This window comes from Buttiauxella izardii (assembly GCF_003601925.1).
GTDB classification, from domain to species: Bacteria; Pseudomonadota; Gammaproteobacteria; order Enterobacterales; family Enterobacteriaceae; genus Buttiauxella; species Buttiauxella izardii.
Genome location: NZ_QZWH01000031.1, coordinates 34,142 through 48,668, shown reverse-complemented (window position 1 = coordinate 48,668; position 14,527 = coordinate 34,142). Strand labels below are relative to the sequence as shown.

Sequence of the window (14,527 nt, the reverse complement as noted above, 5' to 3'; positions counted from 1 at the left end):
GGGCGGATAAGTGCAACTTCATCCGCCATTTTACTTAAACTACGGGCGGTATAATTCCAAAGTGAGTCCAGGCGCGCGGCGTTGCCATTCGCCCACGCGGAGTACGTTGCAGGAAGCCCTGCTGAATCAAGAACGGCTCCAGCACATCTTCGATGGTTTCACGTTCTTCGCCAATCGCTGCCGCCAGGTTATCCAGCCCAACCGGGCCGCCCATGAATTTATCTATCACCGCCAGCAATAACTTGCGGTCCATATAGTCAAAACCTTCGGTATCGACATTCAACATATCCAGCGCTTGCGAGGCGATTTCGGCACTGATGGTGCCATCGTGGCGCACTTCGGCAAAATCACGCACACGGCGCAATAAACGGTTGGCAATACGCGGTGTACCACGCGCTCGCTTCGCCACTTCAAAAGCCCCCTCTTCGCTCATCTCCAGCCCCAACACTGTCGCGCTGCGGCCAACGATGTGCTGCAAATCGGAAACGCCGTAAAATTCCAGGCGCTGCACAATACCGAAACGGTCACGCAGTGGCGAAGTTAACGAACCCGCGCGCGTGGTCGCGCCAATCAGGGTAAACGGCGGCAAATCGATTTTAATCGAACGCGCTGCCGGGCCTTCGCCAATCATGATATCGAGTTGGTAATCTTCCATTGCCGGGTAAAGCACTTCTTCGACAACTGGCGATAAACGGTGGATTTCATCGATAAATAAAACGTCATGAGGTTCGAGGTTGGTCAGCATTGCCGCCAAATCCCCTGCCTTTTCCAGCACCGGGCCGGAAGTGGTACGCAGATTCACACCCATTTCGTTGGCGACAATATTCGCCAGCGTGGTTTTACCCAACCCTGGCGGGCCGAAAATTAACAGATGATCGAGGGCATCCCCACGCAGTTTCGCCGCCTGGATGAAAATCTCCATTTGCGATGTGACCTGCGGCTGGCCGACATAATCCGCCAGGAAACGCGGGCGAATCGCGCGGTCAATTAACTCATCAGGGGTGATGGTGTCTGGCGATACCAGACGGTCTGCTTCAATCATCCTTTCTCTACCTCAGGGGCTTCAAAGTGCTGCGCGTAATGCTTCACGGATCAGGGTTTCACAATCGGCACCAGCTTTGCCGACTTTACTGATCATGCGACTGGCTTCTTGTGGTTTATAGCCCAGCGATACCAGCGCCGCAACGGCTTCCTGCTCGGCGTCGTCTGTCACACCGCTTTCCGGTGCAGTTAGCACCAAATCGGATGCCGGAGTAAACAGGTCGCCATGCATGCCTTTGAAGCGGTCTTTCATTTCAACAATCAAACGTTCGGCGGTCTTTTTGCCGACGCCCGGCAGCTTAACTAATGAACCAATTTCTTCACGCTCAACGGCATTCACAAACTGTTGTGCCGACATACCAGAAAGAATCGCCAGCGCCAGTTTCGGGCCAACGCCATTCACTTTTATAAGCTCGCGGAAGAGCGTGCGTTCTTGTTTATTATTGAAACCGTAGAGCAGTTGCGCGTCTTCACGCACCACAAACTGGGTAAACACCACAGCTTCTTTACCGATTTCCGGTAATTCATAGAAGCACGTCATGGGCATGTGAACTTCGTATCCAACGCCGCCGGCTTCCATTAATACCAGCGGTGGCTGTTTTTCCAGGATGATGCCTCTGAGTCTTCCAATCACACTGCTTCCCCTACGGTTGCGTAAAAAATTTTGCCTATCATATAAAAAAGGCTGGATAGATATCCAGCCCTATTTATTTTAAACGTCCTCGAGACAAATTAAGCCGTGTATCGCTCATCTGCATCGAGTTCTGCGTCACGTGGCAATGCGTGATGGCAATCGCCAGCGCATCCGCCGCATCCGCCTGCGGGTTAGCTGAGAGTTTCAGCAAAGTGCGCACCATATGCTGCACCTGGCTTTTCTCTGCACTGCCGATACCCACAACTGTCTGTTTAACCTGGCGAGCCGCATACTCAAACACGGGCAAATCATGGTTCACCGCCGCGACTATCGCAGCGCCACGAGCCTGGCCGAGTTTCAGAGCGGAGTCTGCATTTTTCGCCATAAATACCGATTCGATGGCGAAATACTCAGGTTGGAACTGGGTAATAATTTCGCTCACCCCCGCGTAGATAAGCTTCAAACGCGAGGGTAAGTCGGTCACCTGAGTACGAATACAGCCGCTGCCCAGATAGGTAAGCTGCCGACCGGTCTGGCGAATAACGCCGTAACCGGTAACGCGTGACCCCGGATCGATACCGAGAATAATCGCCATCACGCGTCTCCCGTAAACAGATGTACGGTTTCAGCCAACGCCATTACAGAGTTGCCGCAACCTCGTCAGAGATCTCACCGTTGTGATAAACCTCTTGCACGTCATCGCAGTCTTCCAACATGTCGATCAGGCGCATCAGTTTCGGTGCGGTTTCTGCGTCCATATCGGCTTTGGTGGAAGGAATCATGGAGATTTCAGCTTCGTCTGCTTTCAGACCCGCAGCTTCCAGCGCGTCACGTACTGCGCCCATTTCTTCCCACGCGGTGAACACGTCGATTGCGCCGTCGTCGTAAGAAACAACGTCTTCCGCACCCGCTTCCAGAGCGGCTTCCATCACGGTGTCTTCATCTTTGCCTGGGGCATAAGAGATAACGCCTTTTTTGGTGAACAGATACGCTACAGAACCATCAGTTCCCAGGTTACCGCCACATTTGTTGAACGCATGGCGCACTTCCGCAACGGTACGGTTACGGTTGTCACTCAGGCATTCAACCATCACCGCAGAACCACCAGGGCCGTAACCTTCATAAATGATGGTTTCCATGTTGGTGTCTTCATCGCCACCCACACCACGTGCGATTGCACGGTTTAAGGTGTCGCGCGTCATGTTGTTGGACAATGCTTTATCAATTGCCGCACGCAGACGCGGGTTAGAACCCGGATCGCCGCCGCCCAGACGCGCAGCCGTTACCAGCTCACGAATGATTTTGGTAAAAATTTTACCGCGTTTGGAATCCTGAGCAGCCTTGCGGTGCTTGGTGTTGGCCCATTTACTGTGACCTGCCATAAAAATATCTCCAAAATAGCTGCTTAGTGAGCAGCATTAATTACAAACTCTTCAATCGCTTGCCGGTTGCTCCACGACTTAGTCAGAGCAGCCGCAGCGGGTGCGTCCGTCCATTCCCAGGCCAGATGTTCCGAAATGGCTATCTGGCGTTCGTTTGGCAGCGCAAGACAGAACCAATATTCTGTGTTGTGCGTAATTCCCGGCGCATAGCGATGACGCAAATGTGTAAAAATCTCGAATTCCACGCGGCGTTGGCAGTCATTCAAGGTCAGATGCTCAGACTCAACGTCGATATCGACCTCTTCCTTTACTTCACGCTGCGCGGCAAACAGCGCGGTTTCACCCTCTTCTATGCTGCCGGTAACCGACTGCCAGAATTCAGGATCGTCGCGCCGCTGTAACATGAGCACCCGTCCGGTGTCTTTCGCAAAAATCACTACTAATACCGATACGGGACGCTTAAAGGCCATTTATTCTTTCTCAGCCTTTTTAATCACTGCCACACCCAGTTCAGCCAGCGCCTGAGGATTGGCGAAGCTAGGCGCTTCGGTCATCAGACATGCTGCGGCGGTGGTTTTAGGGAACGCGATAACATCACGGATGTTGTCGGTGCCGGTCAGCAGCATAGTCAGACGATCCAGACCAAATGCCAGGCCCGCGTGCGGCGGTGTGCCGTATTTCAGGGCGTCGAGCAGGAAGCCAAACTTCTCGCGCTGGTCTTCTTCGGTGATACCCAGAATGCCGAACACAGTCTGTTGCATGTTGCCGTTGTGGATACGCACCGAACCGCCGCCCACTTCGTAACCGTTGATCACCATATCGTAAGCGTTGGCCACTGCCGCTTCTGGATCTGCCGCCAGTTCTTCTGGAGACATATCTTTTGGCGCGGTGAACGGGTGGTGCATCGCGGTCAGGCCGCCTTCGCCGTTGTCTTCAAACATTGGGAAGTCGATAACCCACAGCGGAGCCCATGCGTTTTCATCGGTGATGCTCAAGTCTTTACCGATTTTCAGACGCAGTGCGCCAAGTGCATCAGCGACCACTTTCTTGTTGTCTGCGCCGAAGAAGATCATGTCGCCATCTTGCGCACCAGTACGCTCAAGAATGGCTTCAACAATTTCTGCATTCAGGAACTTAGCGACCGGGCTGGTGATGCCTTCGATGCCTTTCGCACGCTCGGTCACTTTGATGTAAGCCAGACCTTTCGCGCCGTAAATCTCAATGAACTTGCCGTAGTCGTCAATCTGTTTACGGCTTAACTGTGCGCCACCTGGCACTCGCAGTGCAGCAACGCGGCCTTTAGCATCATTTGCTGGGCCAGCGAACACTTTAAACTCAACGTCTTTGAGCAGGTCAGCCACATCCACCAGCTCCATTGGGTTACGCAGGTCTGGTTTGTCAGAACCATAACGACGCTCAGCTTCGGCGAAAGTCATGATTGGGAAGCTGCCGAGGTCAACGTTTTTCACGTCTAACCACATATCGCGAACCAGTTTTTCCATCACTTCGCGCACCTGCGGTGCAGTCATGAAGGAGGTTTCTACGTCGATCTGGGTAAATTCAGGCTGGCGGTCAGCACGTAAATCTTCATCACGGAAGCATTTAACAATCTGATAGTAGCGGTCAAAACCGGACATCATCAGCAGCTGTTTGAACAGCTGTGGAGACTGTGGCAGCGCGTAGAATTTACCTTTGTGGACACGGCTCGGCACCAGATAGTCACGCGCACCTTCTGGCGTGGCTTTGGTCAGCATTGGCGTTTCGATATCCAGGAAACCGTGGTCATCCATAAAGCGGCGCACGAAGCTGGTGATTTTCGCACGGGTCTTCAGGCGGTTCGCCATTTCAGGGCGACGCAGGTCCAGATAACGGAATTTCAAACGCGCTTCTTCGGTGTTGACGTGGTTGGAGTCCAGCGGCAGCGCTTCAGAACGGTTGATGATGTTCAAATCGGTGGCGAAGACTTCTACCGCACCGGTTGCCATATCTTTGTTGATGTTTTTCTCATCACGCGGACGCACGGTGCCGGTGATCTGGATGCAGAACTCATTACGCAGTTCGGAAGCAAGCTGGAACGCATCCTGACGATCCGGGTCGAAAAACACCTGCACGATGCCTTCGCGATCGCGCATATCAATAAAGATAAGGCTACCGAGGTCACGACGACGATTGACCCAACCACATAGTGTTACTTGTTGTCCCACATGGGATTGATTGAGCTGCCCGCAATATACTGTACGCATGAGATATCCCTTAAATTAGCCGCTCACTGTCCAATACCTGCAACGGTGGCCACTATTTTTTGTCAGTCAGATATAGTTGAAAAAAGGGGGCTATTATACTGGAAATATCGCTCCACGATAAGAACTGACGCGTCTCAAAACGCCTCGTTTGGCTTATTCTCACAAAAATTAACAAAATTTGTAAACTGCCAGGCTCTTGTTCCATCGTAAGGTATTACGCGATAACCCCATTTTGACCTGGAGTCACCCAATGTTAGAACTGAATACTTCCAAAACCGCACTTGTCGTTATTGATTTGCAGGAAGGTATCCTGCCGTTTGCGGGTGGCCCGCACAGTGCACAGGATGTGGTGGCTCGTTCAGCCAAACTGGCTGAGAAATTCCGCGCGAATGGCGCACCCGTGATTATGGTTCGCGTCGGCTGGTCAAAAGACTTTGCCGAAGCGCTCAAGCAACCGGTTGATGCGCAAGCTGGCGCGCATGCGCTTCCTGAAAACTGGTGGGTTTACCCGCAGGCTCTGGGTAAAAAAGACAGCGATATCGAAGTGACTAAACGCCAGTGGGGCGCATTCTACGGCACCGATCTCGAGCTTCAACTGCGCCGTCGGGGTATCGAGACTATCGTGCTGTGCGGGATTTCCACCAACATCGGCGTCGAATCCACCGCGCGTAACGCCTGGGAATTAGGCTTTAACCTGATCATTGCTGAAGACGCATGCAGCGCCGCCAGCAGCGAACAACACCAGGGCAGCATGACGAATATCTTCCCGCGCATTGGCCGCGTTCGCAGCACCGAAGAGGTCATTGCAGCGCTGTGATTTACGTTGGCCTTCCGCAATGGTCGCATCCAAAATGGGTGCGATTAGGCATCACTTCTCTTGAAGATTACGCTCGCCACTTCAATTGTGTGGAAGGCAACACCACGCTGTACGCCCTTCCCAAAGCAGAAACGGTATTACGCTGGCGCGAAATGACCGACGATAATTTCCGTTTCTGCTTTAAATTCCCGGCGACGATTTCTCACAACGCAGCCTTGCGCCAGTGTGGTGATTTAACCGCCGAGTTTCTTGAGCGCATGTCACCGCTGGCAAATCGCATCGGGCAATACTGGCTCCAGCTTCCCGCTGCATTTGGGCCATCTGATTTACCCGCGCTGTGGAATTTCCTCGATTCATTGCCAAAAGAGTTCACTTACGGCGTTGAAGTTCGCCACCCTGCTTTCTTCGATAAAAGTGCCGATGAACAAGCGCTAAATCGTGGCCTGCATGAACGTAATGTGAATCGCGTTATTCTTGATAGTCGCCCGGTTCATAGCGCCAAACCGCATAATGAAGCCATTCGTGAAGCGCAACGCAAAAAGCCAGTCGTCCCGGTTCATGCTCTTCTGACTGCCAAAAATCCAATGGTGCGATTTATCGGCAGTGACGATATGGAGCAAAATAAAGCGCTCTTTGATGTCTGGCTAAAAAAGCTCCCCGAATGGGAACAAAAATCCACGCCGTATCTCTTTTTGCATACGCCCGATATTGGCCTGGTGCAGGATCTGGTTCACGCATTATGGCCTGGGTTGCAACAAGCTTTCCCGGCTTTAGGTAACGAACCGGCCATTCCCAAACAAAACTCCCTATTTTAGGGGTAGCGACAGCTTATAGGTCGCGCTGCTATCATAGGCAGTGCTGGAACTATCTCTAAAGGAAGTGGGTATGGTAAGCGCGCTCTATGCCGTTTTGGGTGCTTTGTTGCTGATTAAATTTTCGTTTGATGTTGTTCGTATGCGTTTGCAGTACCGCGTCTCTTATGGCGACGGCGGTTTTAGCGAACTTCAGAGCGCAATTCGTATTCATGGCAATGCGGTGGAATATGTTCCTATCGCCATTGTGCTTTTATTACTGATGGAAATGAACGGTGCCGAAACCTGGATGGTGCATGTTTGCGGGCTGCTGCTGATTGCCGGGCGTCTGATGCATGCCTATGGTTTTCATCATCGTTTAATTAGTTGGCGTCGTTCTGGTATGAGTGCCACCTGGTGCTCCTTGATTCTGATGGTGCTGGCAAACCTGTGGTATATGCCATGGGAGTTGGTTTTCTCGCTGCATTAACGCAAAATATGCCCCTTTCGAAATTTCGAATTTCCGGATTTAACATTATGTCTGACCGCGATACGCTGTTTTCCGCCCCAATTGCCAAACTGGGTGACTGGACCTTTGATGAACGTGTAGCTGAAGTTTTCCCCGATATGATTCAACGATCGGTGCCCGGCTATTCCAACATCATTTCGATGATTGGCATGCTGGCGGAGCGCTTTGTCGCACCGGGTAGTCAGGTTTACGACCTCGGTTGTTCTCTTGGCGCGGCGACGTTGTCCGTGCGTCGTAACATTCAGCATGACAACTGCAAAATTATCGCGGTAGACAATTCCCCCGCAATGGTCGAGCGTTGCCGTCGTCATCTTGACGCCTTCAAAGCGCAAACTCCGGTGGACGTCATCGAAGGCGACATTCGCGATATCGTTATCGAAAACGCCTCAATGGTGGTGCTGAATTTCACCCTGCAATTCCTTGAGCCAGACGACCGCAAACTGCTGCTGGAAAAAATCTATAAAGGTCTGAACCCTGGCGGCGCGCTGGTGCTGTCTGAGAAGTTCAGCTTTGAAGATGGCGAAGTCGGTGAATTGCTGTTCAATATGCACCACGACTTTAAACGGGCAAACGGTTATAGCGAGCTGGAAATCAGCCAAAAACGCAGCATGCTGGAAAACGTCATGCTCACCGATTCCGTTGAAACGCATAAACAACGCCTCAAACAAGCCGGATTTGACCACGCAGAATTATGGTTCCAGTGCTTTAACTTTGGCTCTTTGGTTGCACTGAAATCAGGAACATCTGCATGATCGACTTTGGTAATTTTTATCAGCTTATCGCGAAAAGCCCGTTGGCTCCGTGGCTAGAAACCTTGCCTGCGCAAATCGCCACCTGGCAGCGCGAGAACCTGCACGGCCAGTTCAAACATTGGTACAACACCGTTGAATACCTGCCTGAACTGACGCCGTATCGTCTCGATTTGTTGCATAGCGTCACGGCGGAACCAGAGACACCGCTTAGCGATGGTCAGCGTCTGGGCATTGAAAAACTGCTGCGTAACCTGATGCCATGGCGCAAAGGACCGTATTCACTATACGGCGTGGATATCGACACTGAATGGCGTTCCGACCTGAAATGGGACCGCGTTCTGCCGCACATTTCCCCGCTGACCGGGCGCACTATTCTGGATGTTGGCTGCGGCAGCGGTTACCACCTGTGGCGCATGATTGGCGCGGGTGCGCATCTGGCAGTGGGTATCGACCCGATGCAATTGTTCGTTTGCCAGTTTGAAGCAGTGCGTAAATTGCTCGGTAACGACCAACGCGCACACGTTCTGCCGCTGGGCATCGAGCAGCTTCCTGAGCTGAATATTTTCGATACCGTGTTTTCAATGGGCGTGCTCTACCACCGCCGTTCGCCGCTCGATCACCTTTATCAGCTGAAAAACCAACTGGCGAAAGACGGTGAACTGGTGCTGGAAACGTTGGTTGTGGAAGGTGATGAAAATACGGTACTGGTGCCCGGCGACCGTTACGCGCAAATGCGTAATGTGTATTACATTCCGTCTGCGTTAGCGTTGAAAAACTGGCTGGAGAAATGCGGCTTTGTGGATGTGAAAATCGTCGACCATTGTTACACCACAAGCGAAGAGCAGCGCCGCACGAGCTGGCTGACGACTGAATCGCTGGCCGATTTCCTCGACCCGAACGATGAGCGCAAAACCATCGAAGGCTACCCTGCCCCGCTGCGCGCGGTGTTAGTAGCGCGGAAACCGTAACAAGCACAAAAAACCCCGGAACTGAGTCCGGGGTTCCAGATTGACTAACCGGTTTTGTAGGGTGGATAAGCGACAGCGTCCTCCACCGCTTGCGCCAGTTTTGTCGGATGACGCTGCTGTACGACCTACAACATACTTTGCGATCAGTGAGAGCTACGCGTTCTCTTCAATCCACCCTGCCAGGGTGGCAGGCGTTTTCAACACGGTTGCAACGTCCGTCGGTGGAATCATACAGCCAAATTCAGCCTGAACTTCCAATACGACATCAACCGCAGTAATCGAATCGAGAATACCGGACTCAATCAACTCATCATTAAATTCAACTTTGCGCGACAATACGTTTTCAAATAAATCTAAAATTTTCTGTTCCATTTTTGATCCTTAGGATTAGCAAGTACGAGCCTGCGCATCGAGTAATTTACGGTCAATTTTGCCGTTTGTATTAAGTGGTAATGCGTCCATGATGACAATCTGAGATGGCACCATATAGGACGGTAAAGTTTGTTTGAGATTTGCTTTAATCTCTTTCTCGGAAAGTTTTGATGAACAAAAAGCAGCAAGTCGTAAAACCGCACCATCTTTTTTCGTCAGCGGTAACACTACCGCTTCGCTGATTCCCGAAAGCGCCAACAAGCGATTTTCAATTTCGTGAATTTCAATACGGTAGCCGTTCATTTTAATTTGGCTGTCGTTGCGACCCTGGCAATATAAATTACCGTCAATCATGCGACCTAAATCGCCGGTTCTGTAGCCACGCCATTGCTGAGTTTCATTCCATAATAGCTTTTCAGCATTTTCCTTTGGTAAACCCAGATAGCCGCGCATCACGTTTTTACCCCAGATAATTAACTCCCCATCTGGAGTAATCTCCATTTCAGATTGCGGCATCATCTGTCCAATAGGTAATAATTCGCACTCAGATTTGATTATTTCGTCGCTAATTTCGACAACGGTTGTTGCGATCGTGGCTTCAGTTGGCCCGTAAGAGTTCAGAATTTTGGCTTCCGGGAAAAGGCGTCGCAGATGTTTTACCAACGCTTTACTGAGAACTTCGCCAATAAAGACAAACACTTTCAGTTCGGTCAAAAATTCTGCCCGAAATTCCGGATTTAAAAGCTTCTGGTAAGCAAAAGATGGCGTTGAAACCCATACCGATACTTTTTTCTGTTGCAGATTTTGCAGCCAATTTTCAGCCGCAATATCTTCTTTCGCATTGAGAACGATATGCCCGCCGGTAGCCAGGTTTCCTAATAGTGGAATTAACGATAAATCGAAACTGAATACCGCATGGTTCATCAATACCGGATTTTCTGGCAGGGAAAAATCATCCCGTACCCATTGCATGAAATTCCACACGCTTTCACGGCCAATTTGCACGCCTTTTGGTTTCCCGGTACTGCCGGAAGTAAACATGATGTAGGCCAAATCCTGCTGTTCCAGGGCCTGTGCCGGTATGCCCGTTGACTTAAACGTGCGTTGTTCAACGTCATAATAATAGGGCGCGCTGGCTAATTCACAGATCTCTTTCAGGCGCTCTGCCGGGTAAATATTATCAACCGGAATATAAGGGATATTGTGTAATAAGCAGCTATAAATAGCAGAGGCAAATTCTGCCTGCTGATGACCGTACAACACTACCGGAACGTTTGGTGCGATATCGAGTGCTGAAAAACGAATGTTCCAGTCGACAACAGCGGAACTCAGTTGTTGCCATGTCAGGTTATTATCGCTCCCACTGATAGCCAGTTGCTGAGCATTTTGCGGATTAAGTAACACGGCCCGCAGATATTCATTTAGCTGTTGTAATTCAGATTCATTAATCATACAGGAGACATTCCGCTAAAAATATAAAGAGAAACCGCAGCGCTTGCCAGGGTTAACACTCGCCCGGCAAAGGAAATCAACGGATTATTTAACCACGAAGTTATTTTTTGGCTACGTTTTGCACACCACAGAATCATATTATGCATAACTGAAATTCCGCCAAAGAGCGCACCGCTGACGACGTAATTCAACTCCAGTCCATTCCAGGCTCCCATGCAAAACAAGGTGCAAAAAATACCGATATTCTGTGCCGTGACCTTATGGTTCCTGAAGAAATCACTCTTCATCAAATTCATGTATATCGGCATGAACACAACATCACGCAGCCACTCGGACAAACTAATATGAAATCTGCGCCAGAAGTCCTGTGGGTTTTTAGCCAGAATAGGCAAGTTAAAGTTGGCCGGGATATTCAAGCCAAATAAGCGTCCGGCACCAATCGCCATATTGCTGTAACCCGCAAAATCAAAATAGAGATAAAAACTGTAGGCCAGCGACATCACAATCCCCACCGTCAGCGTGAAAGGACGATGACTCCAGTGGCTAATAATCAGGTTATCAATCAGCATCGCAAACAGGAATTTTTGCACAATGCCATAGAAAATTTGCTCCATGGATTGCAAAAAAACGGCGGTTGTTAAGCGGAAGTTAGGTTGGGTGATATCCTGAACCCAACTTCTCCAGCGGTACATCGGCCCCGCCAGAATAATAAACGGTGAAAAGAGATAACTAAAATACTGGAAGAAATTGCGCGAATCCTTTTTATTACGATAGAGCAAAACATCCACCGCCCGGAAAGTCATGAACGAAAGCCCGATCATTCCCCAGTGGTTATTCAGATGTAATTTCACCAGAATCAGCGGTAATAAACTTAAGGTCACCGACTGCCAGGTTTTCAGCCAGGACTTATCTTTGCAAATAGCAATGCCGTACAAATAACTAAACATCAAAATGGGAACGATTATCTGGCTTTTGAATACGTAGCCCCAAACGGCGAACAGAGCAAAAAAAGAAAACAGCGAAGTGTAGCTTAACCGATTACCCAGTAAGCGGTGTAACCCGGCAAACAGTAATGAACTGGCAAATAACACAGCGAAAAAAGGGGCGCTTGTATACATTATTTCATTCCTTAAAACTGCTGATATTCAAAATGCAGCTTTAAATTCATGCTGTTGTCTACTGACGACCAGGCAATGATCGTTATCAGCAAAAAGAGATAAAGGAAAAACAGTCGGATGGCTTTTTTCATTTATTAAACGCCTCTGCGATATAACGGTCCATGGCAACCCATGCCAATTCGGTCGGGTGAATGCGGTCCCAATTCCATCCGTTCTGGTATTTCTGGCTATACATATCAAAATATGGCGTGTTGTATTTTTGTAATACCGACTGAATATAGCGGTCGGTATTTTTGAATTTTTCTGTATGTTTTAAGGCCCACGGATTGACTGGATCGATGATGACCACGACATTGACCTGGCGTTCATGCAGCAGTTTTATCATGTCATCAAATGCCTGCTCTTCCGGCTGTGATGGCGGCGTGGGATACCATTCATCGGCTGTTTTCACGTCCGCAAATATATCTTTGTCCATCCATAATGTTGCGGCACTTTCATGACGAGCACGGTTAAGCATTTCTGCCTGAGTGAGCTGCGCATTCCAGTCGATATTTTTCCATACAGGATTCAACAACGGCCACGGCTGTGCGGAGGTATGACGAATGTGTAGCAGTGTCAGAAAGTAGTCTCTGATCAATTCACAGAATGAAGAGAACTGATATTTGATTTCGCGCCAGACGATATTCCCGTGCCAGCCAAAAATGCGCATCTGGCTGAAAGTTAAATGGTCGACGTCTTGCGGATCAATATGCGTTAAATAGTTTGTCAGAATGGGATGCAGCGTTTTATCCGACATTAACGGTTTAAAAATAGTATCCGGGAAATGATCGGCAAAAATGGTCGGCGGAATGCCATTAAAGTAAAAAGTATCAGGGGCCAGCAGCAAAACCAGTTTCGTTTTAGGCGAAAGATTTTGTTTAAAACGTGTCAACAAGGCCAGTTGCGTCATGTTATCAACGTAGCTGTCACCATAAGCCACTGTCGGTTGATGAAGTTTGCTGTTGAAGAAATTATAGACAGCGAAATGCTCATTTTCGGAAGTGGCAACTTCAGAAGCACCGAGGAAAAAGATCGCATTACCATCCAACGCGTGGGAAATGGTCGCTATCTTTTCAGCCTGAATTTTACGCGTCCCTTCCATGGTTTTTATTAAAGGCTGGAATTTTAATTCTACCTTCTGGCTATCAATAAGGGGTGGCAAAGACAAAAACAGAGCGGCAAGCACGGCCATCGACATATGCAAAAAGAGAGTTTTATTGATCTTCATAATTAACACAACATCACATACGACTAATTAAAAATAAAAATAGAAACTTTGCTCTATCAACATATTTTTAAAGGGATTTTAATCATAAGTTACCCAGCTACATTATTCCTTAAGTGATTAGTATCCGTATGTAACGCAATGTACAACACAGCAGTCATGCCGCTTGCAGCAATATAATAGACAATTAAATAACAAATTACACACAATATAATTACTCAATATCATTGAGTGAATCTGAATAAATTAAATACACGAGATGAAATTTATTTGTGCGTAAGTTGAATAAAAAAAGCCCCAGCAAAACGCCGGGGCCTGGTACGAGCTACATCACATGGGCAATATGATGCGCGGTTTAAAACTGTATACCGTTTGTCTGTTATGTCGCCTTTTGACTGGCAACCAGCACGGCTTTCATCGCGGCTACCACGTCGCCATCAACGCAGTAACGGTTAAATTCATCGGCTTCAGCATCAGCACTCATTGATACGCCAGCCTTGCGGTAGCGCATCGGCGAAGGTACTGATTGCCCTGCCGAACTGTGCATCTCGTCAATACCCGCTTCGACAAACTTTTCTAAGTTGCTCAGCCTGACACCTGCACCCGCCATAATGATTGGAGCACGGGAATGTTGTTTTAGTTCCCTAAGTAATGAAAGTCCTAATTCTGCGGTTTGCTGTTGGCCGGAAGTGAGAATGCGCGCGACGCCTAAATCAGTTAACTGTTCCAGCGCCTGGTTAGGGTTTTGGCACATATCAAATGCGCGATGGAAGGTCACCGCCATGCCTTTTGCCTCGTCCATCACTCGCTTCATGCGCGGCATATCAATATGGCCTTCGCCATCTAACATGCCGATCACCAGTCCCGGATACCCGAGTTCGCGCACGAATGCGATATCGGCCAACATGGTGTCGAACTCTGCGTCGGTGTAGCAAAAATCCCCACCGCGCGGGCGAATAATTGGGTGCACGGGAATCGAAACCCGCTCTTTCACTTTGCGCAGCACGCCCGCAGACGGGGTTAATCCGCCTTCTTTTGGTGCCGCACATAATTCGATTCTGTCCGCTCCGGCGAGTTGTGCTGTCACTGCACAGTCAATTCCATAACAACATATCTCAAGCAAAGGCATTGATTACTCCTTAAAAATCTTTAGCCTGGCGGTTG

At 49.4% G+C, this 14,527-nt stretch carries 16 protein-coding genes; 5 read left to right on the top strand and 11 right to left on the bottom strand.

Annotated features, from left to right (window positions below; all coding sequences use genetic code 11):
* Nucleotides 1-34 precede the first annotated feature (34 nt).
* The 6 genes from ruvB to aspS form a co-directional block, all read right to left on the bottom strand.
* Nucleotides 35-1,042, bottom strand: coding sequence for a Holliday junction branch migration DNA helicase RuvB (ruvB, locus tag D6029_RS14340; protein WP_120065402.1), 1,008 nt, complete (start codon nucleotides 1,040-1,042; stop codon nucleotides 35-37).
* Nucleotides 1,043-1,063: 21 nt separating this feature from the next.
* On the bottom strand, nucleotides 1,064-1,675 hold the full coding sequence (ruvA, locus tag D6029_RS14335) for a Holliday junction branch migration protein RuvA (RefSeq protein WP_120065401.1): 612 nt from the start codon (nucleotides 1,673-1,675) through the stop codon (nucleotides 1,064-1,066).
* A 73-nt stretch (nucleotides 1,676-1,748) separates the two neighbouring features.
* Nucleotides 1,749-2,270, bottom strand: a complete 522-nt coding sequence (gene ruvC / locus D6029_RS14330; RefSeq protein WP_034496011.1) for a crossover junction endodeoxyribonuclease RuvC — start codon at nucleotides 2,268-2,270, stop codon at nucleotides 1,749-1,751.
* A gap of 43 nt (nucleotides 2,271-2,313) precedes the next feature.
* Nucleotides 2,314-3,057: a YebC/PmpR family DNA-binding transcriptional regulator gene (locus D6029_RS14325; RefSeq protein ID WP_034496310.1), complete on the bottom strand. Its 744-nt coding sequence runs from the start codon at nucleotides 3,055-3,057 to the stop codon at nucleotides 2,314-2,316.
* Between the two features lie 23 nt (nucleotides 3,058-3,080).
* Nucleotides 3,081-3,527 (bottom strand): dihydroneopterin triphosphate diphosphatase, encoded by a 447-nt coding sequence (gene nudB / locus D6029_RS14320; RefSeq protein ID WP_120065400.1) that lies wholly within the window; start codon nucleotides 3,525-3,527, stop codon nucleotides 3,081-3,083.
* A complete protein-coding gene (aspS, locus tag D6029_RS14315) occupies nucleotides 3,528-5,300 on the bottom strand; it encodes an aspartate--tRNA ligase (RefSeq protein WP_120065399.1) in 1,773 nt (590 codons plus the stop codon). It lies immediately after the preceding gene.
* 250 nt (nucleotides 5,301-5,550) lie between these two features.
* On the opposite strand from aspS, the gene D6029_RS14310 reads away from it, so the two are divergent.
* From D6029_RS14310 to cmoB, 5 genes are all read left to right on the top strand, one after another.
* Nucleotides 5,551-6,117: a hydrolase gene (locus tag D6029_RS14310; RefSeq protein WP_120065398.1), complete on the top strand. Its 567-nt coding sequence runs from the start codon at nucleotides 5,551-5,553 to the stop codon at nucleotides 6,115-6,117.
* Nucleotides 6,114-6,932: a DUF72 domain-containing protein gene (locus tag D6029_RS14305; protein WP_120065397.1), complete on the top strand. Its 819-nt coding sequence runs from the start codon at nucleotides 6,114-6,116 to the stop codon at nucleotides 6,930-6,932. Before D6029_RS14310 ends, D6029_RS14305 begins: the two co-directional genes overlap by 4 nt.
* 70 nt (nucleotides 6,933-7,002) lie before the next feature.
* Complete coding sequence (locus D6029_RS14300) at nucleotides 7,003-7,398, top strand: MAPEG family protein (protein ID WP_120065396.1); 396 nt, start codon at nucleotides 7,003-7,005, stop codon at nucleotides 7,396-7,398.
* 47 nt (nucleotides 7,399-7,445) lie between these two features.
* Entirely contained in the window at nucleotides 7,446-8,189 is a 744-nt protein-coding gene (gene cmoA, locus D6029_RS14295) for a carboxy-S-adenosyl-L-methionine synthase CmoA (protein ID WP_120065395.1), read from the top strand.
* Nucleotides 8,186-9,157 (top strand): tRNA 5-methoxyuridine(34)/uridine 5-oxyacetic acid(34) synthase CmoB, encoded by a 972-nt coding sequence (gene cmoB, locus D6029_RS14290; RefSeq protein ID WP_120065394.1) that lies wholly within the window; start codon nucleotides 8,186-8,188, stop codon nucleotides 9,155-9,157. The genes cmoA and cmoB overlap by 4 nt, the downstream gene beginning before the upstream one ends.
* A 153-nt stretch (nucleotides 9,158-9,310) precedes the next feature.
* Here the strand turns inward: cmoB and D6029_RS14285 are convergent, their stop codons facing one another.
* From D6029_RS14285 to cutC, 5 genes are all read right to left on the bottom strand, one after another.
* Nucleotides 9,311-9,529: an acyl carrier protein gene (locus tag D6029_RS14285; protein WP_120065393.1), complete on the bottom strand. Its 219-nt coding sequence runs from the start codon at nucleotides 9,527-9,529 to the stop codon at nucleotides 9,311-9,313.
* Nucleotides 9,530-9,544: 15 nt separating this feature from the next.
* A complete protein-coding gene (locus D6029_RS14280) occupies nucleotides 9,545-10,981 on the bottom strand; it encodes an AMP-binding protein (protein WP_120065392.1) in 1,437 nt (478 codons plus the stop codon).
* Nucleotides 10,978-12,099, bottom strand: a complete 1,122-nt coding sequence (locus D6029_RS14275; RefSeq protein ID WP_120065391.1) for an MBOAT family O-acyltransferase — start codon at nucleotides 12,097-12,099, stop codon at nucleotides 10,978-10,980. The genes D6029_RS14280 and D6029_RS14275 overlap by 4 nt, the downstream gene beginning before the upstream one ends.
* A 127-nt stretch (nucleotides 12,100-12,226) precedes the next feature.
* Nucleotides 12,227-13,366, bottom strand: coding sequence for a D-alanyl-lipoteichoic acid biosynthesis protein DltD (locus D6029_RS14270; RefSeq protein WP_120065390.1), 1,140 nt, complete (start codon nucleotides 13,364-13,366; stop codon nucleotides 12,227-12,229).
* Nucleotides 13,367-13,742: 376 nt separating this feature from the next.
* Nucleotides 13,743-14,492, bottom strand: coding sequence for a copper homeostasis protein CutC (gene cutC, locus D6029_RS14265; protein ID WP_120065389.1), 750 nt, complete (start codon nucleotides 14,490-14,492; stop codon nucleotides 13,743-13,745).
* Nucleotides 14,493-14,527 lie beyond the last annotated feature (35 nt).

Bases quoted from the DNA above. Each gene is read 5' to 3' on its own strand.
- ruvB (WP_120065402.1), bottom strand. From the start codon at position 1,042: ATGATTGAAGCAGACCGTCTGGTATCGCCAGACACCATCACCCCTGAT.
- ruvC (WP_034496011.1), bottom strand. From the start codon at position 2,270: ATGGCGATTATTCTCGGTATCGATCCGGGGTCACGCGTTACCGGTTAC.
- D6029_RS14325 (WP_034496310.1), bottom strand. From the start codon at position 3,057: ATGGCAGGTCACAGTAAATGGGCCAACACCAAGCACCGCAAGGCTGCT.
- nudB (WP_120065400.1), bottom strand. From the start codon at position 3,527: ATGGCCTTTAAGCGTCCCGTATCGGTATTAGTAGTGATTTTTGCGAAA.
- aspS (WP_120065399.1), bottom strand. From the start codon at position 5,300: ATGCGTACAGTATATTGCGGGCAGCTCAATCAATCCCATGTGGGACAA.
- D6029_RS14310 (WP_120065398.1), top strand. From the start codon at position 5,551: ATGTTAGAACTGAATACTTCCAAAACCGCACTTGTCGTTATTGATTTG.
- D6029_RS14300 (WP_120065396.1), top strand. From the start codon at position 7,003: ATGGTAAGCGCGCTCTATGCCGTTTTGGGTGCTTTGTTGCTGATTAAA.
- cmoA (WP_120065395.1), top strand. From the start codon at position 7,446: ATGTCTGACCGCGATACGCTGTTTTCCGCCCCAATTGCCAAACTGGGT.
- cmoB (WP_120065394.1), top strand. From the start codon at position 8,186: ATGATCGACTTTGGTAATTTTTATCAGCTTATCGCGAAAAGCCCGTTG.
- D6029_RS14285 (WP_120065393.1), bottom strand. From the start codon at position 9,529: ATGGAACAGAAAATTTTAGATTTATTTGAAAACGTATTGTCGCGCAAA.
- D6029_RS14280 (WP_120065392.1), bottom strand. From the start codon at position 10,981: ATGATTAATGAATCTGAATTACAACAGCTAAATGAATATCTGCGGGCC.
- D6029_RS14275 (WP_120065391.1), bottom strand. From the start codon at position 12,099: ATGTATACAAGCGCCCCTTTTTTCGCTGTGTTATTTGCCAGTTCATTA.
- D6029_RS14270 (WP_120065390.1), bottom strand. From the start codon at position 13,366: ATGAAGATCAATAAAACTCTCTTTTTGCATATGTCGATGGCCGTGCTT.
- cutC (WP_120065389.1), bottom strand. From the start codon at position 14,492: ATGCCTTTGCTTGAGATATGTTGTTATGGAATTGACTGTGCAGTGACA.